Source organism: Bradyrhizobium sp. 482_C4_N1_8, from assembly GCF_052075965.1.
Lineage (GTDB): Bacteria > Pseudomonadota > Alphaproteobacteria > Rhizobiales > Xanthobacteraceae > Bradyrhizobium > Bradyrhizobium barranii.
Window position 1 is genome coordinate 2647494 of the sequence record NZ_CP197231.1, and the last position, 20326, is coordinate 2667819.

At 66.5% G+C, this 20326-nt stretch carries 20 protein-coding genes; 2 read left to right on the forward strand and 18 right to left on the reverse strand.

From position 1 onward, the window contains the following. Positions 1–2: 2 nt before the first annotated feature. The 16 genes from AB7Z56_RS12250 to AB7Z56_RS12325 all read right to left on the reverse strand — a co-directional run bounded on the left by AB7Z56_RS12250 (position 3) and on the right by AB7Z56_RS12325 (position 16226). Positions 3–515, reverse strand: a complete 513-nt coding sequence (locus AB7Z56_RS12250; protein WP_085405627.1) for a phage baseplate assembly protein V — start codon at positions 513–515, stop codon at positions 3–5. Continuing rightward, entirely contained in the window at positions 512–1642 is a 1131-nt protein-coding gene (locus tag AB7Z56_RS12255; RefSeq protein WP_085405628.1) for a hypothetical protein, read from the reverse strand. Before AB7Z56_RS12255 ends, AB7Z56_RS12250 begins: the two co-directional genes overlap by 4 nt. Positions 1643–1656: 14 nt before the next feature. Then, positions 1657–2007 (reverse strand): base plate wedge protein 53, encoded by a 351-nt coding sequence (locus tag AB7Z56_RS12260; protein WP_039157624.1) that lies wholly within the window; start codon positions 2005–2007, stop codon positions 1657–1659. 11 nt (positions 2008–2018) lie between these two features. Further along, a complete protein-coding gene (locus AB7Z56_RS12265) occupies positions 2019–2684 on the reverse strand; it encodes a hypothetical protein (protein ID WP_085405629.1) in 666 nt (221 codons plus the stop codon). Beyond that, complete coding sequence (locus AB7Z56_RS12270) at positions 2681–3229, reverse strand: hypothetical protein (protein WP_085405630.1); 549 nt, start codon at positions 3227–3229, stop codon at positions 2681–2683. Before AB7Z56_RS12270 ends, AB7Z56_RS12265 begins: the two co-directional genes overlap by 4 nt. Positions 3230–3232: 3 nt before the next feature. After that, a complete protein-coding gene (locus AB7Z56_RS12275; protein ID WP_441256258.1) occupies positions 3233–5578 on the reverse strand; it encodes an eCIS core domain-containing protein in 2346 nt (781 codons plus the stop codon). After that, on the reverse strand, positions 5575–5808 hold the full coding sequence (locus AB7Z56_RS12280; protein ID WP_085405632.1) for a hypothetical protein: 234 nt from the start codon (positions 5806–5808) through the stop codon (positions 5575–5577). The genes AB7Z56_RS12275 and AB7Z56_RS12280 overlap by 4 nt, the downstream gene beginning before the upstream one ends. Further along, positions 5805–7781, reverse strand: a complete 1977-nt coding sequence (locus tag AB7Z56_RS12285) for an ATP-binding protein (RefSeq protein ID WP_085405633.1) — start codon at positions 7779–7781, stop codon at positions 5805–5807. The genes AB7Z56_RS12280 and AB7Z56_RS12285 overlap by 4 nt, the downstream gene beginning before the upstream one ends. Continuing rightward, entirely contained in the window at positions 7778–9127 is a 1350-nt protein-coding gene (locus tag AB7Z56_RS12290) for a DUF4255 domain-containing protein (protein WP_354098255.1), read from the reverse strand. The genes AB7Z56_RS12285 and AB7Z56_RS12290 overlap by 4 nt, the downstream gene beginning before the upstream one ends. Next, positions 9124–9771 carry a hypothetical protein gene (locus tag AB7Z56_RS12295; protein WP_441256259.1) on the reverse strand — a complete coding sequence of 216 codons (648 nt, stop codon included), beginning with the start codon at positions 9769–9771 and terminating at the stop codon, positions 9124–9126. Before AB7Z56_RS12295 ends, AB7Z56_RS12290 begins: the two co-directional genes overlap by 4 nt. Beyond that, positions 9768–10469 carry a hypothetical protein gene (locus AB7Z56_RS12300; protein ID WP_201266279.1) on the reverse strand — a complete coding sequence of 234 codons (702 nt, stop codon included), beginning with the start codon at positions 10467–10469 and terminating at the stop codon, positions 9768–9770. The genes AB7Z56_RS12295 and AB7Z56_RS12300 overlap by 4 nt, the downstream gene beginning before the upstream one ends. An 8-nt stretch (positions 10470–10477) precedes the next feature. Further along, the gene (locus AB7Z56_RS12305) at positions 10478–11002 is read right to left on the reverse strand and encodes a phage tail protein (protein ID WP_071911630.1); all 525 of its coding nucleotides are present in this window, start codon (positions 11000–11002) and stop codon (positions 10478–10480) included. A 24-nt stretch (positions 11003–11026) separates the two neighbouring features. Then, entirely contained in the window at positions 11027–12547 is a 1521-nt protein-coding gene (locus AB7Z56_RS12310; RefSeq protein ID WP_085405636.1) for a phage tail sheath family protein, read from the reverse strand. Between the two features lie 36 nt (positions 12548–12583). Then, positions 12584–12952: a hypothetical protein gene (locus AB7Z56_RS12315; protein WP_085405637.1), complete on the reverse strand. Its 369-nt coding sequence runs from the start codon at positions 12950–12952 to the stop codon at positions 12584–12586. A gap of 233 nt (positions 12953–13185) precedes the next feature. Beyond that, positions 13186–13968: a LuxR C-terminal-related transcriptional regulator gene (locus AB7Z56_RS12320; protein WP_085405638.1), complete on the reverse strand. Its 783-nt coding sequence runs from the start codon at positions 13966–13968 to the stop codon at positions 13186–13188. Between the two features lie 248 nt (positions 13969–14216). After that, on the reverse strand, positions 14217–16226 hold the full coding sequence (locus AB7Z56_RS12325) for a putative bifunctional diguanylate cyclase/phosphodiesterase (protein ID WP_085405639.1): 2010 nt from the start codon (positions 16224–16226) through the stop codon (positions 14217–14219). A gap of 496 nt (positions 16227–16722) precedes the next feature. Here AB7Z56_RS12325 and AB7Z56_RS12330 point away from each other — a divergent pair, with 496 nt between their 5' ends. Then, positions 16723–18039 carry an alpha/beta hydrolase gene (locus AB7Z56_RS12330; protein WP_085405641.1) on the forward strand — a complete coding sequence of 439 codons (1317 nt, stop codon included), beginning with the start codon at positions 16723–16725 and terminating at the stop codon, positions 18037–18039. A 19-nt stretch (positions 18040–18058) separates the two neighbouring features. On the opposite strand, the gene AB7Z56_RS12335 is transcribed toward AB7Z56_RS12330, so the two are convergent. Together AB7Z56_RS12335 and AB7Z56_RS12340 are read right to left on the reverse strand one after the other, a co-directional pair. Continuing rightward, positions 18059–18337 (reverse strand): Plug domain-containing protein, encoded by a 279-nt coding sequence (locus tag AB7Z56_RS12335; protein WP_201266280.1) that lies wholly within the window; start codon positions 18335–18337, stop codon positions 18059–18061. A 63-nt stretch (positions 18338–18400) separates the two neighbouring features. Then, entirely contained in the window at positions 18401–19753 is a 1353-nt protein-coding gene (locus AB7Z56_RS12340; RefSeq protein ID WP_441256260.1) for a hypothetical protein, read from the reverse strand. A 257-nt stretch (positions 19754–20010) separates the two neighbouring features. Here AB7Z56_RS12340 and AB7Z56_RS12345 point away from each other — a divergent pair, with 257 nt between their 5' ends. Then, positions 20011–20286, forward strand: a complete 276-nt coding sequence (locus AB7Z56_RS12345; protein ID WP_354100007.1) for a hypothetical protein — start codon at positions 20011–20013, stop codon at positions 20284–20286. The last annotated feature ends 40 nt before the right edge of the window (positions 20287–20326 follow it).

Here is a 20326-nt window from a genome sequence, read left to right on the forward strand (position 1 = left end):
TCCTAGATCACGGTGAGCGCGCCGAGATTCACGTCGACGGTCGGTCCGGTCATGGTGATGACCGCGCCTTTGCCGTTGGAAATGGTGATGCCGACGTCGCTGACCGAGATCATCGCGCCCGTCGTGGTCTGCATCAGGATGCCGCCGGTCGGGCCCGGCACGTCGCTGATGGTGAGACCGTTCTTCAAGGGGGTTTGCAGGGTGATGCCGGGGACGCCGGGTGGCACTGCGTGCGCCAGTACCGGCACCTCCGCGGCACTGCCCCAGTAGCACCCGACCCAGATCGGATAGTCGGGGTCGCCGCGCTCGAACTCGACCCAGACCCCGGCGCCGATGATCGGCACCGTGAAGAAGCCGGCATTGATGCCTGCGGTCGGCAGGCAAGGCATCGCCCAGCTCGTCGGTATCGCGGCGCCGACGTCGGGCACCATCACCTGGATCCGGCCGATCTGCAGCGGATCGATATTGTTGATCACCACCGCGCGATACTTTCCGAAAAGTGGCGCATCGCTCATGTCGGCACCTGCGGGACGGTCGAGATCAGCGCGTTGCGTGCGAGCGAGAACGATTGCTTGTAGGAGCCGCGCTCGATCTCGTGGGTGACGTTTTTGACGTAATAGAGCCCGTCGAACGGCAGGCCTGCGCCGCGCACGCCAACCAGTTGCCGCGACTTCAGGACGCGGCCATATCTGGCGACGTCGAGCTTGCCGCAGCCGAACACGCTGTCGCTGTGCTGGCTGGCATAGGCAAGGCCTGCCATCAGCGCCTGCGGCGCGGATAGATGCGCGGTGTTGGAGAGCTTCTCGATCTTCGGCGGCAGCGGCGGCACCGCGCCGAGCGGCGGGCTCATCGGGGTGATGTCAGGGATCGGCACCGGGATCGGTGCCTTGCTGTTGGCCTCCTGGAAGAACACGATCGGCATGACCTTGCGTTCCTTGTCGAAGTTGAACGAGATGTCCTCGACATTGGTGAGCGCATCCATGTTGGTGGTGAGTGCCGGCTGCGGCGCGCCGAAGCGGATTTCCGGGCCCCAATAGGCCTTCGAGGCGCCGGGCGCGGGACCGGCCTCGAGATAGAAGACGTAGCCGGCTTCGCCCGCGAGCTTCTTGACGTAGGCGTAGTCGCTGCCCTTCTGCTGCGGGATCTGCTGAACCGGGATCGGCGGGATGTCGAGCACGCTCGGGATCACCATCGGGATTACGCCGAGGGCTGCGTATTTGGCGAGGATCGCGAGCACCCGCACCGACGGCGGCATCGCCGGGAAGGGCAGGCCGGGCAGCTCGATGATGTCCATCAGCGCCGACATGTCCTTGCCCTTGATCACCAGCTTGCCGACGCCGCCGCTGCCGGGCTGGGTCTCGACATTGGTGACCATGCCGTCGATGACGGACTCGGCCGTACCGTTGATGGTGACGATCAGCACCACGCGCAGCAGCGGCGGCAGCGCGCCGCCGCCGGCAAGCAGGAAGATGGTGCGCAGCGGCGAGCGCACCGGCAGGTCGAACGTGAGCTCGAATCCGCTCTGTGCATCGCCCGATCCGATCTCGATCTTGGCATGGGTCAGCGTCTCCAGCACCTCGCGCGGCGCCGGCACCGGCGCCGGACCGATCTGGAGAGATAGCTGGACGCCGCCTTGCATCATCGGAAATCGTCTCCCTAAAGCCCGTTCGGGCGCGGGATCTGCACGCGCTCACCGGGCGTGTCGGTGAGTTCGAGCGGATCGGTCACGACATTGGCGTCGGCGATCCGCCAATACAGTTCGGGGTCGCCGAGCGTCGCGGAGGCGAGCGTGTCGGGCCGTTCGCCGGCATTGACGATGTGTTCGCCGGCGATGCCGATGTCGCGCGCCTGGGGGATGAAGCGGCGCAGCACATAGGCGACACCGGGATCGTCCGCGCTGCGCTTGAGCCGCCCGATCGCGGCGCCGTGATAGCGGCTGTTCGGCGGAAAACTGTTGTCCGGGAACGCTCCGGCATCGATCAGCATCTGGACGGGATCCGAGGACATCATGTGCTCCGTCAGGGCAGACTGGAAAGACCAAGCGAGGCCAGTGAGGCGCCGCCGGTCAGGCCGGCAAGCGTCTCGCGATTGCGCAGGTAATTGAGGAAGATGGTGCCGCCACGATGCGAGAAGCCGAGATCGTCGGTGCTCATCACATGCAGCCCGAGCGAGACCTTTGCGCGGATCGGATTGAGCGCGGGATCGAACGCTTCCTCGACGATCGAGAACTCGGCGACGCGCACCGGCGCGACCCGGTTCTTGCTCCAGACGAACAAGGTGAGCGGCGCCTCCGGCGGCAGGATCTCGAGCGTGCCGCGATCGGCCTGGCTTGCGATGCCGAGCAGATCGTCGACGCTCGGATTGACGAGGGCCTCGAGCACCGCGAGCTGCGGCGCGATGCCGAAGGCGATCGCATTGGCATGCGCGTCGGGATCGGCGAGCTGGTCGGTCGCGTCGATCTCGGCGTCGAGCTTGATGGTCTCGATCGCGGGCCCTTTCAGCCGGAACGGTTGCGCCCGCCCGCCGGCCGCGCCGTCGCCGCCGGTACCCTGCACCTGGTAGCTGCGGCTCAGCGTGTCCGGATTGTACTGGAGCGCGATCTGCCGTCGCACCGTGCCGCCGCCCGGCGCCAACACCACGAGGCCGCCCTTGATCAGTTTTGGGGACGAGGTGAGGCCGGTCATGGCAGGCGATCCCCCGATGGGCCGCGCGACGGTGGCAGTCGTTTCATCTGAAGGTCGAGCCGCAAGTCGCGCTGATAGCGTTCAAGACTGCTCGGTGCGAACGCGGCGATCCGGAGCGTCGTATCGACGGCGCGATTGACGTACAGCGTCAGGCCCCGCCGCGCGTAGACGTATTCATTGGCCTCGACCTCGAACGTCCCCTGGAACGAATTGAGCCTTGTCTCCGGCTCGCCGAGTGCGTCGAGCAACGACGGCAGCGGCTCGACGAGGACGACGTCGGTCGCATCGATCAGCACCACCGTGCCGTCGTTTGCCCATACCCGTGCGCCGCGCGCGAAGCCTGCGGCCGCGGCGTTGAACCAGTCGGTCCGGTGCCTGGCGCTGCCGAGCGCGCCCTGACCATGCCAGGAGCGGTCGAGATCGAATACGGCTGCGACGTCGTCGAGGGAGGTCGGGTGCGCGAGGCCTGCGAACGAACGCAGGTCGCGGCCGGCGAGCAGCCGCAGTGGTGACAGAGCGAGATCCGACGGGCGCGCGGCTTGCATCGCTCAGCCTCCGATCTTCTTGACGTCGCCCTGGAAATAGGCGGCGTAGAGGTTGCGGATGCCGACGACGTTGACGAGCTTCACCGCCTCCGCATACGAGGAATAGCGTCGGCGTGATGCCGGCTGCACGGTGATCGGTTTGAGCTTTGCATATGCGGGGCCCTCAACCGCCTCGCGCAGCTTGGGATCGTTGACCCGCGGTGCGACATTCTCCCAGGCGATCTCGTCGAAGAGCGAATCGACGCCTTCGATCAGCGTATTGTTCTCGTTGGAGCCATCGCCGAAAGTATTGGCGAAATTGTCGTATTCCGTGGTCCGCAGCGTGTGGATATATTCGTGGATCAGCGTCTGGAACATGTCCCACAGGAAATCGCGATCTTTGTCCGAGTCGGCCTTCTTGAAGATCTGGATGTTGATGTCGCCGAGATTGGCGGAGGCATCCCAGCCGCGGTCGATTTCGTTCAGCTTGTCGACCTGCGCGGCCGTGCTGGTGAAGTCGTCGGCGATCTGGTCGAGGATGATCGCCTCGTCGCCCACGGGATTGTTGCTGGCATCGAAATGCGGTGAGGCATTGAGCTTGCGATTGATGGCGCGCACGCGGTCGTTGGCCTGAAAGAAATACCGCATCAGCGCCTTCGCCTTGTCGCGCTTCTCGGTGCTGTCCATGCCCGCGAGCTCAGCCTCGGTCTCGGCGAACAGGTCGTGGATGTTGCCGCGCGCGCCGAGCGTATCGGCTTTCAGCTCGGGATGCTTCGACTGGTCGTAGTACTCGCCGAACACCTTGTCGGTTTCGTCCTTGCTGGCCTTGCCGATCCGCTCGAACTCCGCAAGCTGGTGCACCTTGTTCGGATCGCCGTGCTCCGCGGTCCCCTTGTCCTTGACCATTTCATCCCAGTAGTCCTGGATCATGCCGGGCATCAGCAGGCGCAAGGCGTCGTCGTACTTCTTCTTGCCCGCCGGGGAGTTGTCGAATGGCAGCGGGCTGCTGGGGTCGGGCCTCAGCGCCACCGCGATGTCTGCCTTCTTCGCGGCATCGGGTTCGACCGTCGTCGACAGATCGCCGGCGCTGGTGGTCAGCGTGACGTCGCGGAACACGCCCTGAAGCATGACGTCGTATTTATCGAGGATCCTTTCCGTCGCGTCAGCCTGCTGTTTGAGCGTTGCTTTTTTCGCCGGATCGCTTTCGTCCTCGGCCTGGTCGCTGAGGAGATCGAACCGGCGGGCGATGTCGGCGCGCTCGCGACCGAGTTCCTCCGTAGCCTTCGTCCGCTCGGCCGGCGCGAGCGCGAACACCTCCGCGGCGATGGTGGCGACCTCGTCGTGGCCCGCTGCCGTCGCAATCCGGATCTTGATGGCCATGGCATCGTAGGCGAAGGTCGGCGCGCCCTTGCCCGGTTCGCCCTGCGGTTCGACGTCGCCCTTGGCGAGCGCGTCGCGTCCGCCGCGAAAGCGGGTTGCGAAGAAGCGCTTCAACCTCTTGTACTCGGCGCCGTCGATGTCGGATTCGAGCTCGGTGACGCTGAGTTTGCCTGAACCGAACATGATCCTCAGTGCGGCGATATCGCTCAGCTCGAGCAGGTCGAGGATGGCGTTCTCGTCGTCATCGAGTGTGGGGCCGTCCTGCATCTCCAGGATCAACAGCGCCTTTTGCCGTGGATCGAGCTTGAACTCGGCCTGGCCGGCTTTCCACCGACGGACGATCGCACGCGCCTTGTTGTCGCTGTCGAAGCTACCTTCGATCGCTGCGGACTTGGTGATCTTGTCGAGATAGGCGAGCAGCTCCTTGTCGCCGAAATTGCCCTCGGCGCCGAAAAACACGGCGATCGATTCGTACCAGGCGAGCCGCTGCACCGCCGCCGGCGGCACGGTCGCGCCGCGCTGCTGCACGACATGGGCGAGCTCGTGCGCCAGAATGTGCCGGCCACGTGGGCTTTGCGGATTGTATGCGCCGTCGCCGAACACGATGTGGGCGCCCGCGGTGTAGGCGGTTGCGCGGATCGCACGGGCCGAGGCTGCGGCCTGCGCGTCGGTGTGGATCCGCACATGGCTGAAGTCGGACCGGAATTGACGTTCCATCGTCTCGCGCGTCGGAGCGCCGAGTGGCGAGCCTGTCGATCCGACCACCTCTGATACCGCGGCCGGCGCGGCCGGTCCCGTCGTGCCAGTGGAGCGTGGAAGCGGCGATAGCGCCGGCGCCGGGCCAGCCGGCTGCGATGGCCGCAGGGCGTTTTTGACCGCATGCTCGGCTTCGCTCTCGAAGCGGTCGCGGGCCGGACGAAGCTCGAGCGAAGGCGCATGGGCCGGCGAGGATGGCTTCGGCACTGCCTTTGGTGCGGCGTGCACGGTCATGGCTTGCCTCGCGGAGCGTCGGCGCCGGATGTGGTGGTCAATCGTGCCGCGATCCGATCGGCGACCGCGCGCGGCGCCTCGGCATGGGCGGCGCTCGCCTCGTTGGCGGACCCCGTGAGCCGCTGTTGCAAGGCCTGTCCGATTGCGTCGGCAAGTCCCGCAGCTTCGGAGTGTCGCGACGCATCGACGACGAGATGTCTAATCCGGATATCGATGCCGGAATGTTTCATGGTCCGACTCCCGGCCAAGGCCGCTCGAGCTTGGAGAACTCCGCACGCACCGCGGCGTTGATCGCGTCCTGCTCGATCCGTCCGCCGCTGGCGGCAGCGGCCAGGAAGGCGGCGTTAAGCGCGATGGCGCGGATGTTGCCGCCGGTCAGTTGCAGCCTGGCGAGGCCTGCGAAATCGACCTCGCCGAGCGGTGCATCGGCGGGGAACTGCATGCGCCACAGTGTTTCGCGCGCGGCGGCGTCAGGGTAGGGGAACTGGACCACGTAGCGGATGCGGCGCAGGAAGGCGCGATCGAGCGCGCTCTTCATGTTGGTGGTGAGGATCACGAGCCCGCGATAGGTCTCGATCCGCTGCAAGAGGTAGGCGATCTCGATATTAGCGAAGCGGTCATGGCTGTCGCGCACCTCGCTGCGCTTGCCGAACAGCGCATCGGCCTCGTCGAACAGCAGGATGGCGCCGCTGGTCTCCGCGGCCTCGAACAGCCGGCTCAGATTCTTCTCGGTCTCGCCGATATATTTGCTGACCACGCCGGCAAGATCGATGCGGTAGAGATCAAGTGCGGCCGCGCTCGCGATCGCTTCGGCCGCGTAGGTCTTGCCGGTGCCGGATTCGCCGACGAACAGCGCGGCGGTTCCGAGCCCGCGGCCGTTATGCGCGGCAAAGCCCCAGTCGCCATGGACGCGCGGCCGGTGCTGCAATTCATTCGCGATGGCGCGGAGCTGCGCGGTTACCACCGGGGGCGCGACCAGGTCGTCGAAGACAACGCGGCTGTCGATCCGCTGCGCCAACGCGTCAAGCCCGCCGCGCACCGCGGCGCGGCAAAGCCGCCATACCGCCGGCCCGAGCAGAGCGGGATCGGCCTGTGTCTCGGCGAGGGCTTCGGTGACCACGAGGCGCAGGTCGGCGGCGGGGACGTTGAACTGCCGCAGCGCCGGACGCAGCGCGGCTGCGAGCGCGGCGGCCTGCTCGCGCGAAAGCCCGCGCAAGGCTGCGACCTGCCGCGCGGCGGCCGGGGCATCGGCGGCCTCGAGCCGCAGGATACGGCGCTGCCGCAGTCGCGACAAGCGGGTCGGTTCCGGCGCGTTGAGCACGATCGCGGGTCCCATCAGATGGGCGAGCAGCGCGATCGCATGCGCCTCGGCATCCGCCGCCTCGATCGGGCGGTCGAGCTCGAGCGCGATGATAGCATCCGAGAGGGCGGCCTCGCGGTCGAGCAGGCGGGCGATCTCGGCAAGCTCGCGCGGATCGTGCGGCAGGTCGCGGGCGTGCAACCAAAGGCCGTTCGCACCGAGGCAGGCGAGCGCCGCGCGCGCGAGGTCTCGCTGCGGCTCGATCTCGCTGCGAGCGTGACCCAGGGCGGCGAGGGCGGCCGCCCCCGTGCCGAGCGCGTGCGCGATCGTGTTCGCCTGTGGTGTATCGGGCTGGATAGAGCCGACCGGCTCGCAGCGAACGAGCCCTATCAGGCGGGCATCCATCGCGGCCACGCCGGTCAGGTAGTGCAGCACGCGCTCGTCGATCTGGATCGGACGGCGCGGCGGCGCCTCGTGGCCCTCGCACGCGATCAGGCACCAGCGCCGCAAGGGCCGGAGCGGCGAGAGCGCATCCCAATGTGGCTCAGTGAGCATCTGCATGGCGAAATTGAACGTCGGCTGCGTGCTCGCGATGGCTTCGGGCGCTTGCGTCATCGCCACGCCGACGAGGCGACGTAGCGCGCTGTCGAGCTCGACGCCGGCCGCGAGCAGCACGACGTCGCGCTCGAACGCTGACAGGCCGAACAGCTTTGTCAGCGCGTCGAGCGCGGGCTCGAAATCATCGCCGCATTCTGGCGGAGGCGGCTCGGCGTCGGCCGATGTATCGCGCAACTGCCGTGCGAGGCGCCCGCGCAGCGCAGCGAACTGCGCCGCCAGCCATTGCTGGTTGCGGCTGGCCCAATCGAGCCCCGGCTGCGCTTGCGGTCTGTCGTGCATGTTCATGGCGGCACGCTCAGGGTTTGCGAGGCATCGAAAGCGGGCGCATCGCCGCTGAGATCGAGCAGGAGGCTGTCGACGCCGTCGATGCGCAACCGCGCCGGATAGGCTCCAGCGGGAAGCGTCGCGGGGAAGTCGAACACCAGCGGATCGGTAGACGCGCTGCGCGGTTTGGCGGTGGCTTCCGCCGTGCCGAGGACGAGGCTCGCGCGCTGCCGCGGCTGCACCTGCGGCCGCGAGAACAGGGTGGCTGTGACGCGCAGCGGCGCAGTCTTGCGCAGCACGGTCGCCGCGGGCAGCGAAAGTCCGGCATCCGCTGCAATGACCAGTGCTGGGGCGATGACCAGGGCCACCGCGTTGGTCTCGCGCTCATTGGCTTCGCCGGCCGGCAGCAGGCGCAGCGTGAGGCTCCATTGCCCCGGCGCGAGCGCGGCCTGCGCGGCGGCATCGTTCGGCAGCGTCACGGTGAGCTCGGTGCCGTCGTCGTTGGGTGCGCCCGGCACCAGTTCAAAAGGAGCTGGAAATAGCGGGTGCGCCAATCGCACATGAAAATTGCTGCCGCTGAGGCGAATGCCGGAGAGCACCACGGGCTCGCCGAGCCGCGCGCCGGCCTGCTTGTTCTGCGGCGTCGCCGCAAACAGCGTCGGCAGCGGAGGCAACGTGTCGGGATTGACGACGACGCCGCGGTCGCGCTTGGTGGCGGGATCGATGATCCCGCGCGACAGCACCGGCAGCGGCGAGACTGCGGGCTTCGTGGCTTCGATCAGCACCACCGACACCACATAGGCGGCCGTCGGCCGATAATGCGACTGGATGGCCGCCCATAGTCGTGACATCTCCTCCGGCCCCATCACGGCCGGCGTGATCTTGATCAACTCGGCCTGATCGGCGAGGTCGGCGGCAGCGAGCGCCTGGAACGCCGGCGGCAGCATCGCGACGTCGAGCGGATTGGGATTGAGCGCGCGCTGCACGGCGGCGCGATCAAGCACCGGGCGCTCGTGCAACAGATGCATGCCATAGCCGAGCAGGATTTCGGCCTGGCAGTCGACCCGCGCGTAGGCCGTCAGCAGATAGTGCAGGTCGAGGGCAAGCGGCGCATTGGTCAGGCGCTCACCGCTGCTCGAGGACCGCGACGGCAGGGAGCGGTTGCGCCAGCCGGGGTTCGGCGTCACCTGATGCAGGAACAGGTTGAGTCGCGGCTGCTCTTCTGCGCTGCTGAGGTCGATCGTGTCGGGCGCAACCGCACTGACATTGACCGTGCCGCCGACCGCGGGCCCGGCCTCGATCAGCCCGTTGTCGAGCAGGTTGCGCAGGACTGCGCTGACCGCGCCGATTGCGAGCGGCGAGCTCATGCGCGGCCTCCGGGTCCAGGGCGGCGCAGATAGTCGGACAGCGGCACCGACGGCTTTGGTGCGGGCTTGACGGCGCGTGCCGTGCGTGGGGGCTCCGGCGAGCGGATGTCGATGCGGTCGATCGTCACCTTGATCACCGGCGGTGTCTCGCGCCGGCGCTGCGCCTGGCCGGCGAGCACGGTCTGGCCGAGCGGAAGCGCCGGCGGTGTTGCAGCCTCGTTTCGGGGGCGGGGCGTGTCGCGCAAGACCGTGTCACGAGGCTGTGTGCCGCGTAGCGGATCGCGCGGGGCGGCAGGCAGAGGGGCATCGACAGGCGATCTTGACGGCGCGTCGGTCGATTGAAGCGACTGCGTGGTAGCTGCGACCTTGGCTTCGAGACGCAACGGTGCGCCTTCGTTGTCCGGCTCCATCTGTCCGCGCTGCGGCGCCTGCACGCCAACGGCAGGATCGTCTGCGCCGGTCATGTTCGGCAACGCCGCCAGCGAGGATGCCGGTGTCTGCCTTTCATCCTGTGTCGTCTCGTGCATCGGAGCATCGTCGTTCCGGGGCGGGGCGGCAAAACGTGGCGGCAGGGCAACGCGTGCTGCGCCGGGAATCGGTTCGCCGCGGCCGATGCGCGCGAGATTTTGCAGGAGGCCCGTCATGACGCGCCCGCAAGTTGCAGGTAGGCGGCGCGGCGGGTGTGCGGCAATGCCAGCACCTCGGCCTCGCTCCAGCCATATTCGCGCGCGAGCGCGTCGACTTCGAGCAGGGTACGCTCGGCCGCCGCCTGCACCTCGATCCAGAACGCCGGCGCGATGTCGATCAGGGCCTGCCAGGCGTGGCCGCAATCGGGGCAGTCGAGCGCGAAACTGAGCACCGCTCCGGGATCGCAACGTTCGAGCTCGGCCTCGACCCTGTGCAGGATGTCCTGCGCAGCCGGTGGCGCCTCACCGAGGCAGCGCGCGAGCAGCAGGTTTGCCGCGGCGGCGGAATCGCCGGTCGCGGCGAGGCTTGCAAGATCGGACAGCGTCGGCAGCCGCAGCGGCAGCTCGCTGCCCCCGTTCGTGATGCGCGGCACGGCGTCAGCCGGTGGTGCAAGTCCGACCGCGAGCACTGCGCTGTCCGCCGTGAACTCGCAGTCGGTGTGACAGGTGGGGCAGGCGGCGCGCAGCCGCCACGGCGCGCCGAACAATCGCGCGCGCAAGGCCAGCAGCGCGGCATTGCCTGTGCCGATCGAGTCCGTCGGCGCTGCGCCCGCCGCCGCGAACAAGGCATCGTCGCGCTGGCGCTGCGCGCGGCCGGCGGCCCGGTCCCACAGCGCCAGGATGTCCTGCTCGCGTTGTGCGGTGGCGGAGAGCATGAGCGGTCTCAGGCTGGATCGGTGAAAGTGGGCTCGGACGGCTCGGCGACCGCCTGATCGCGCTCCCATCCCTCGTTCTCCAGCTTGATGTGCTGGATCGCCACCGCATTGGCGTTGGCGTCGAGATCTGGCAGCGACTGGTATTCGGAGACCCAGCAGCGGAATAGCTTGTAGGCCAGCGCGAGCTGCCCGGCCTCGTTGTAGACCTCGAGGATGATGTCCTTGCGGAAATCCTTCAGCGAGACCTCGGCGCCAAGTCCTGCGCCGAAATGCCAGACCTTGTTGGCCCATTTCTCGAACTCGGTGTCGTGGGTGACACCGCGATCGAGCGTGATCGCCTCGAACTTGCTGCGGCCGGGCGACTTGCGTCCCGTCGAGGGATCGCCGCCCTCGCGGTGTTCGACCACTTCGGTGGTGCGTTTCAGCGCCGACACCTTGCTGATGCCGGCGACGTAGCGGCCGTCCCATTTCACGCGGAACTTGAAGTTCTTGTAGGGATCGAAGCGCTGCGGATTGACCGAGAACTGTGCCATTTGCTTGCCTCAGGTGTCTTTGCCTCAGGTTGGGATGTCGCCGGCGATCTGCTGGATCTTGATGACGACGAACTCGGCGGGCTTCAGCGGCGCGAAGCCGACGATGATGTTGACGATGCCGAGATTGATGTCGGCCTGCGTCGTGCTCTCGCGGTCGCATTTGACGAAATAGGCCTCGCGCGGCGAGCGGCCCTGGAACGCGCCCTGCCGGAACAGGCCCTGCAAGAAGGCGCCGATGTTGAGCCTGATCTGCGCCCACAGCGGTTCGTCATTGGGCTCGAACACCACCCATTGCGTGCCGCGGTAGAGGCTCTCCTCCAGGAACAGCGCCATGCGCCGTACCGGAACGTATTTCCATTCCGAGCCGCGGTCGTTCTGGCCGTGCAGCGTGCGCGCGCCCCAGACCACGTTGCCGTAGACCGGCAGCGTGCGAAGGCAATTGACGCCGATCGGATTGAGCTGGCCGTTCTCGGCGTCGCTCAAGCTCAACGCGAAGCCGACGCCGCCGTTGACGCTGGCATCGGTGCCGGCCGGCGCCTTCCAGACCCCGCGCGTGGCGTCGGTCCGGGCGTAGACGCCGGCGACGAAGCCGCAAGGTGGAAAGTCGCGCACGACGCCGGATTGCAGCGGATCTGCCTGCATCACCCACGGGTAGTACAGCGCGGAGAAATTGCCGTCCGAGCCGGTCAGGCCGGCCTCGCCGTTGGCGCCGCTCATGTTGGCGACCGTCTCGTTCTGGAGGCTGTCGATGATCAGGAACGCACGGCGGACGTGGCAGCGTTGCTGTAGCTTGGCGAGTGCGCCCTGGGTCGTTGAATTGACATTGGTGAGGCCGGGCACGCAGACCAGGTTGAAGATGTCGATACGATCGACGATCCCGCCGGTCGCGAACAGCGGATCGATCGCGCTGACGAACGGGCCGTCATTGGCGGAGAGGACCGTGCCATCGGCGCCGCCCGCAAATGGCTTCGTGGCCGGGGTCGGGACCGTCGTTGACGCCGTGGTCAGCTTGTCCATGAAGGCGGAGCGGCCGTTGACGACGCTCGGCGCGTAGCGCGGATCCGCCTTGTTCATCGACAGGTCCTGGAACGTCTCCACGATGTCAGTGCTCGGCGACGGGCCGATGACATCGAGCCGGAAGCGGGTGCTGTCGTCCGCACGCAGCGTCAGCCGGACGCTGAAGGAGTTGGCCCACAGGCCCGGCGAACTCGCCTCGATACCGAGATCGTTGATGGCGCAGGTCGCGGTCTTCGCGTCGCTGGCGGGCGTTCCCGAATTGAACAGCGCGATCCGCACGACGTAGGCGTCGCTGCCGCCGTTGTCGAAGAATTGGCGCACGGCGTAGCCGAGATTGGCGCGGCGGTCGAGCCCGCCATAGGCGCGCTCATAGTCGGCAAAGCTGGAGATGCGCACGGCACGGTCAACGGGACCGCGCGGCGCCCAGCCGATGAACAGCGCGATCGACGTCGCCACGCCCGAGATCGAGCGCACGCCGCTGGAGATTTCCTCGATATAGACGCCGGGTTGCAGAAGGGCTGAGGGCATGTCGGCTCCTGTGATTTGGCGGTCCGTCTCGCTTGGTCAGACCGCGGCGATGGTCTTGCCTGGCCGGCGGGCGCGCCGCTGGCGCGGCCGGCGCCTCGGGCCGGGCGGATCCCGAATGGCTTCCGACAGGGATTGCGTCGTGATCTCGGTGATGGCCGTGCGGTGCGGCCGCAGCTCGTAGAGCGCGCCGCTTTCGCCGCTTGCGACGATGGTGACGACCTTCATCCGCGGCCGGCTGTGCAGAAGGCTCGCGAGGCTGTCGCGCTCGTCCGGGGCCTTCTGTGCCACCACGAGGACGTCGGCCCGGGTGCGGCGTGCCTCCGTTGCCAGATTGGCGTCGTCACTCGTCCCGACTACGGACAACGCCGGATCTTTCGCGACGACATGCTCGAGAAGATCGGTCATCAGTCTCGGAAATCCCGCAATGAGGATGCGTCTCTGTCGCAATGGCCACCTTTGCGGTGAGCCTTGCACAAGGCGCGACGGCGCGATTGAGCCAAAAGGTCTAGCGAGGATGGAGTTGATGGTCCGGACCATGCCCGCGGCGGTGAGACCGCGATGATGCAAACGGCGCGTAATTCACCGCGACATGGCGGCTTCGCGCGCGATGCCGGCCTGAAGGATCTAGGCCGAAAGGTCTAGCGGGTCTGGATCCGCGATGATGCAGACGCGGCCGCGCCGTTCGCGTGCAGATGCTTGCTGATCTCGCCGCGCCGGCGAATCTGCAATTTGCTGAGCACGTTGTGCATGTGGTTCTTCACCGTCGAATTGCGGATCCGCAAGGCTCGTGCGATCTCTTTGTTCGACAGCCCTTCGCCGACGAAGCGAATGATCTCGTGCTCGCGTGGTGTCAGCGTGTCGACGCCGGCGGCCGGCGCTCGCGTGACGGTCCGCGCGGAGAGTAGCGCGAGGCGGCCGAACAGGGCGGCGGCGACCTTGGGCGAGCACACGAGCTCGTCGCGCATCGCATTATGGACGGCGGCGACGACGTCGCTGATCGAACCCTCGCGCAGCACGAAGCCGGACACGCCGGCCTCTGCGCAGGCCAGGATGTCCTGCTCGGCTTCGGCGACAGCGATGGCGACGACCTTCAACGCCGGCGCCAGCGCGCGGCAGGCCGCCGATTGTTGCAAGCCTTGCGGCGTCGCTATGTCGACCAGCAGCACCTGCGCGCCGCTGTCGACGACTTGCTCAGGCGGGGTCGCAAGATCGCCGTGCCCGGCGATGCGTAAGCATTCCTGCCGGGCCAGGCAGGAACTGAGGCCTTCGCAGAGCAGGCGCACGTCGCTGAGGATGAAGAGCCTGATGGGTATGAGGCCGCCGGCGTCCGGCTCGGCGGGCGGCGGTGATGCATGCGAAGCGGTGAGGTGGGAGTGCGGCGGGGCGTGGCGCCCTGCCGAAAATGACGCATTGGACGACATGCCTGCCTCCCGATTGCCAACTCACAACCGTGTTTGCCGCCGCGCCCAGTTGAAGGCCACCAAGATCAAAAAGTTGTATATTTAATATCTTTCCCCTTGAAATTGAGTATCGCGCGTTTTGACGTCGCTGACAAGCACCGACACGGCATCCCGACATGTCGGGGGCGTTTCGACGCATGTGAAGCGGACGATTGACAGGCAGCAATTTAATTTATCAGCGCTGCGCGTGCGGATTGAGATCTGGCCTCTCAGGCTACGACCTTGGCACCGGCGTCGCCGAGACGCTGGTGTTCCTTTGCGAGATGATCGCCAATCGCATCGCCCGACATCGGCTTTGCGAAGTAGTAGCCCTGGATGAAGTCGCATCCCAGGCGGCGCAGGCTGTCGAGCTGGGCGCGGGTCTCGACGCCCTCGGCGACGCAAGCGATCTCCATGTCGTCGCACAGGCCGGCGAGAGACTTGATGATCTTGTGACTCACCGGATTTTCGTTGATGTCGGCGACGAAGCTGCGGTCGATCTTGATCTTGTCGAGCGGCAGCCGATGCACGTGGCTCAGCGAGGAATAGCCGGTGCCGAAATCGTCCAGTGAAATGCCACAGCCCATGGCCTTGAGCGTCGCGATCGATTGCTGCGCGCGCACGAAGTCGAAGGTGACGGCGGTCTCGGTGATCTCGAAGTCGATCCGGTTCGGCGGCAACCCGCTTCTCTCGATGATCGAGATCAGCGGCAAAATGCCCTCGGCTGCGCAGACATCGTGAGCGGACAGGTTGAACGACAGGCGGATGTGGTCGGGCCAGGTCCTTGCCGTCGCGAGCGCGCGGACCAGCAGCGCCTGCGTCAGCGGCCGGATCAGGCCGATGCGCTCTGCGGCCGGAATGAAGTCGGCCGGTGAGACCAGGCCCAGGCGGGAGCTGTGCCAGCGCGCCAGGACTTCGAAGCCGGCGGTGTGCTCGCTCATGGCGTCCACGATCGGCTGGAACACCAGGTCCATCTCGGTGCTGAAATCGGCGGTGCGGAGCAAGTTCTCGATGACGCCGCGGCTGCGGATCTCGGCCTCGAGCTCGCTCGAGAAGATCACGGTGCGGCCGCGCAGATGGCGCTTGGCGTGATAGAGCGAGTAGTCGGCGCATTCATAGAGCGCTTCGGCGCTGGTCGCCGAGCTTGGGAAAAGCGCGAAGCCGATCGAGCAGGACAGCCCGGTATGGGCGGTGTCGAGCTGGTAGGGCAACTTGACCTGTTCGCCGATGCGCTGGCCGAGCCGCATCAAATCGTCATCTTCGGGATCGCCGCACACCACGAGGCCGAACTCGTCGCCGCCGAGCCGGGCAAATTCCACCCGCTGCGGGCCGAAGCCCTCGCAAACTTCGCGGATGCGGCGCCCGGCTTCGATCAGGACGCGATCGCCGACCGAGTGGCCGTAATTGTCGTTGATCGGCTTGAAGCCGTCGAGGTCGATGATCCCCACCGCGACGCGAACGCGCCTGCGCTCGGCGTCGCTGAAGGCGCTCGACAGCTCGGCGAAGAAGCGGCGGCGGTTCGGCAGCTCGGTGAGGGAATCGAGATTGGCGAGGCGGAAATTCTCGTCCGAGAGCGCTTGCGTTGCCGCCTGCTGCGCCAGCAGCGATTTGCGGCTGGAGACGAGATCGGCGAAGTCGCGGTAGTAGATGAACAGCACCGTCACCATCGCGCCGGAGACGAGAAGGTTGTTGACCGCGATCGCCTTCAGCGTCGGTTCGCCGGTCGCCCAGAAGAACAGCACATAGGGAACGTCGACGACGAGCGTCACGATCAGCGCCGCGGAACGCAGATGCATCAGCGAAAAGATGCAGCCGATCACGGTTACCGCCATGTAGAAGGCGACCTGGCTCTTGGCGAAGGCGTCGCCGTAAGGGTACAGCGCAAAGGACCATGCGGTGAAGCCGGCGCCGATCGGTAATGTCATCCAGTTGGTGGCGCGCAGATTGCGCAGGATATCGGCATCGCTGCGCACGAGATGACGCTGGCGCAGCCACCAGAAGGTCCGCAGCGCGGCGAGCACGGTGAGCACGCTCGGCACGATCAACGTCAGCCAGTCCGGCGCCACGTTGACATAGGTATAGGCGACGGCGATCGTGTTGCTCATCAGGATGAAATAGAGCAGCGGGATCTGCTTCGAGAAGGCGTCGAACTGCGCGCGCGTCAGGTCCGGGTTGTCGGCCGGCACGCGAAACAGCCGCATCGCGGCGGCGAGCTGAGACTTCAAATTGACGACAGGCATTGCAATACGCGCCCCGGATCCCTTCAAAACGGCGGCGATCTTGCACGACGGGGGTAAAGGTCGCGTTAGGTGGGGCTGCACGAAAAGCCAGCGCAGGTTGCGCGCGGCCGCGGGATTTTCCAGCCGCGTGTATTGGTGAGGCCGTGTTAAGGATATCCGGCGGCCGAGGCGCGTGTCTCAGGCACACCTTGCCCGCAGCCACCCGCAGCTACGATCCGCTAACCATGCGAGACCTTGGCTTTCAAATCGGCGACGGCGCATGGCCGCGCGGTCAGCCGACGCACGTGCTTGCGCAAGCTACGTCGTGCGAGGTGCAGCAGCAACGGCCTCGTGTCCGCGATAGTTCATGAGCATGCACGGAATAACGGTCGCCGTTCGGTTTGAGCATGGCGGCTATCGCTGGAATGCGGCCGCTTGCTGTTTGACCGCGCGCACGCGGCCCGCCATACTTCGCGTCAAGGCGAGCCAGAAAGACTTGTCGGCACCGGGAGCTGAAATGACCAAATCATTCTCCGTCCTCGCAGGGACGCTGATTTCCTTCGTCTCCTTCACTTCAATTGCACTGTCGCAGCCGGCCTGCGTCACCCAGAACATGGCTGTGCCGCCCGGGGCCAACACCACCGACAAGGCGGCACCGTTCTTCATTGACACGGCGGGCCTCGATTTCAAGACGGCGCCGCCGACGCGCGATCCCTCGAACCCCAACTATCCGCGCGCGACCGAGCTACCCGACGGAACGCTGCCGCCGTCCGGCGCCGAGGGCAATTTCATCATCGGGCCCACCCACAATCCCGCGCCGGAGACGATTGCGAAGGAAGGCGTACCACGCGGCACGACAAAATCCTTCACGCTGACGTCGAAGGAGAGCACGATCTACAATCCCGGCCTGATCCGCGACGATGTCGCCGGCTGCACCAATTCCTCGATCATGACGACCGTCACCGCGCCGGACGACAAGTCGCACATGATCGTCACCACCAGCCATCCTGGAAGCTGGTCGCGCACGATCGACGTCTACGTGCCGGCGCAATATGTACGCGGCACCGAGGCGCCGTTCATCGTGGTCGGCGACGGCGGCTCCAACGCCTACAAGGACCTCGCCACGACGCTCGATAATCTGATCGCGCAGCGCCGCGTTCCGCCGATGATCGCGATCCAGATCGGCAATGGCGGGCAGGACGCGCAGGGCAGCCAGCGCGGCCGCGAATACGATGCGGTGTCAGGCGACTATGCGCAGTTCGTCGAGCGCGAGGTGTTGCCGCTGGTCGAGAAGAACGCCGACGTCAAGTTGACCAAAAACCCCGACGGGCGCGCGACCATGGGCCTGAGCTCGAGCGGTGTTGCGGCCTTCACCATGGCGTGGTTCTATCCCGATCTCTATCACCGCGTGCTGGCCTTCTCGCCGACGATGGTCAACCAGCAATGGCCGCACGATCCGTCGCTGCGTGGTGGTGCGTGGGAATATCACAGCGCTTGGACCGGGCCGGCCACGCCCAACCTCATCTCCAAGGCGGGCGTGCTGACGCCGGCCGAGCCGCCCGGCGTGCCGCTGATCGTCGCCGCGCCGGCGAAGCCGATCCGCTTCTGGTTCTTCGGCGGCGACCAGGACCTGTTCTATCCGAACCCCACCATTCCCGACGGCATGCACGACTGGACCCTGTCGAACGCGCTGATGGCGAAGGTGCTGGCGGAGAAGGGCTACCACTACCAGTTCCTGTTCGTGCGCAACGCCAAGCACGTCGACCGGCCGACGATTGCGCAAACGCTGCCGTCGGCGCTGGAGTGGGTCTGGAAGGGCTATCCGATCCCCTGAACGCGAAGTCGCGCGAAATCTAGCGGCCAATCCCTATCGTCACGCCGGCGGTCGAGCGCATGGCGTCCCGGAGGGTCGTCGCGTTCATGTCGTCAAGGATCTGACGTGTCAGCACGGTGGTCTGGCCGGGCGTGTTGAGGATCGTATCGCCGCGCGAGGTCGAGAGCCGGTCGGCCTTGTAGGGCGCGGCCCGATCGGTGGCGGGCGCATGGTGCGGGCGTTTGCCGGACGCCGCAAAGGCCCCTTGCGAGATGCAGAGGGCGGCGATTACGACCAGGCGCAATGATCTTGCGGGCATGCGGCCTCCCATGTCCAAGCCGTCAGCCTAGCATATGGCGGGCATGGTCGCAGAGGACAAGGGTCAGGCGAGAGCGGCCCGGCGCTCCCGTACCGGTTCGCGGGGCCGGTCGGGGTTACGCGGCTCGGCGAGCCGGGTAAAGCTGCGCTGACCCGCCGACGCGGGCGCCTCGACGACGACGCCCTCGCAGACGATCTGCCCGTCCAGCATCCTGAATTCGAGCTTGTCGTAGCGTGGCATGGTCTCGCCGGGCGCGGGCGGCAGCAGCTCGACGCGGCCCTGGATGTTCAGCGTGGCGTCGCCGGCGCCGTGAAGCCGCGGATTCCACATCCTGATCCCGGTCTCCGTCCAGCGCTGCCGGATCAACGTGGCGCGGTCGACGGGTTCCACGACCTTTGCGCGCGTCTTCGGAGCGCTGGGGATCACCGGATCGGGAGACTCGAGGACCGGCTCCGGCGCGACATGCGTGACGGCGCTCGCTGTGTCGGCGGAGGGACCCTCCGTTGCGATCGGGGCGGGATCGTTGGCCGGGACCGGCTCGATCTCCATTGCGACGACAGAGATGGCAACGCTGTCGATGCTGTTCCCGGAGACCTCTCCCGCCGAGACGTCGCTGTCCGCAAGCGCGACGCACGTGTCCTCTACGACAGGCGGCTCCACATCAGCGACGTCAGAGGAGGTATCGTCGTTGACGGCGAGAACGGGGGCATCAACCGGAGCGATCTCGATGTCGATAGACGAGACCAGCGCCTCCTCGACGACGACGAGCTCCACCTCGGCCGAGAGGTCGGGAGATGGATCGCTGCCGATGACGGGCTCGGAAACGTTGGCTTGCTGGCTCTCGGCCTCGACAGGCGACAGCCGCGCCTCTTCAACGATGACGGGTTCAACGATCTCCGGAAGTTCCACAGGTGGGTCGCTGATGACGAGCTCGGGTGCACCGACCGGCTCACTCTCGATCTCGACAACCGGGACCGGTGTCTCTTCTACGACAACGGGTGCGACGCTGGTCTCAAGCTCCGCGGGCGGATCGCTGCTGACGAGCTCAACGGCCTCGCTCTCCACCTCGACTGATGAGACCGAAACCTCTTCGACGACGACCGCCTCGACCTCTGTCGGCGCTTCCAAGGATGAATCATCGGCGACGCCGACATCAGTTGGCGCCGCGGACGAGCTCTCCGGGATGACAGAGATAGCGGCGCCATCTTCGGCGACCGGAGCCGCAACGGCGATCTCGGTGTCACTGGGCAGCGGGTTGGTGCTGATGCTGTCGGGAGCCGCAACAGCTTCTGCGATGTCGGCAACGGTTGCGGGCGAATCGCTTGCTGCGATCGGCGCGACATCGATGCTGCCGCCGTGAGGCAAGGGCCTAAGCCGGGTGAACGCCCATTTCACCGCGGGAATGCGGCGCAGCAACGATATCAGTCTCGAAAGCACAGGGAGTTGTCCAAGAGGTACTCGGCGTGAAGCAATCGCTGATTCGCCAGCAATGCAAAAAACTGCCCCGGCCGTCACATCGATGTCAATGTAGGTGGGACCAATTGCAGAACATCCGAGCGTCCACCGCGCGGGAAAGGGCAACGCGACCGCCGTGTCGGATGCGACAATGCACCACCGCCGGGTTGCGAGCGGTCGCGCCTAGGATGGGCGGGACAGCAACGCAAAGCACGCGCATGTCCGATCCTCCCGACGACAGGATCGTTCCGATCCGCTCGTTGCAAGGCGCCCGGCTCGACGCGCGCTTTGACGCAACGCTTGCCGACCTCGAGGCGCGCCGCGATGAACTCGTGCAAATCATCTCGCGTCTCACCGACGGCTTGAGCGTGATCGATCAGGCCGCCGCTGGCGGATCAGCCCAGTCCGCGCGCGATCTGCTCGATCTGCTGGCCACGGCCAAAGCCCAGCTGAACGAGGTGACGGCCATCATCGAAAAGCTGCGGTCGTCCTGAAGCTCCGGCGCGGCAGGCGGCCAATGTGACCGCGTCCACG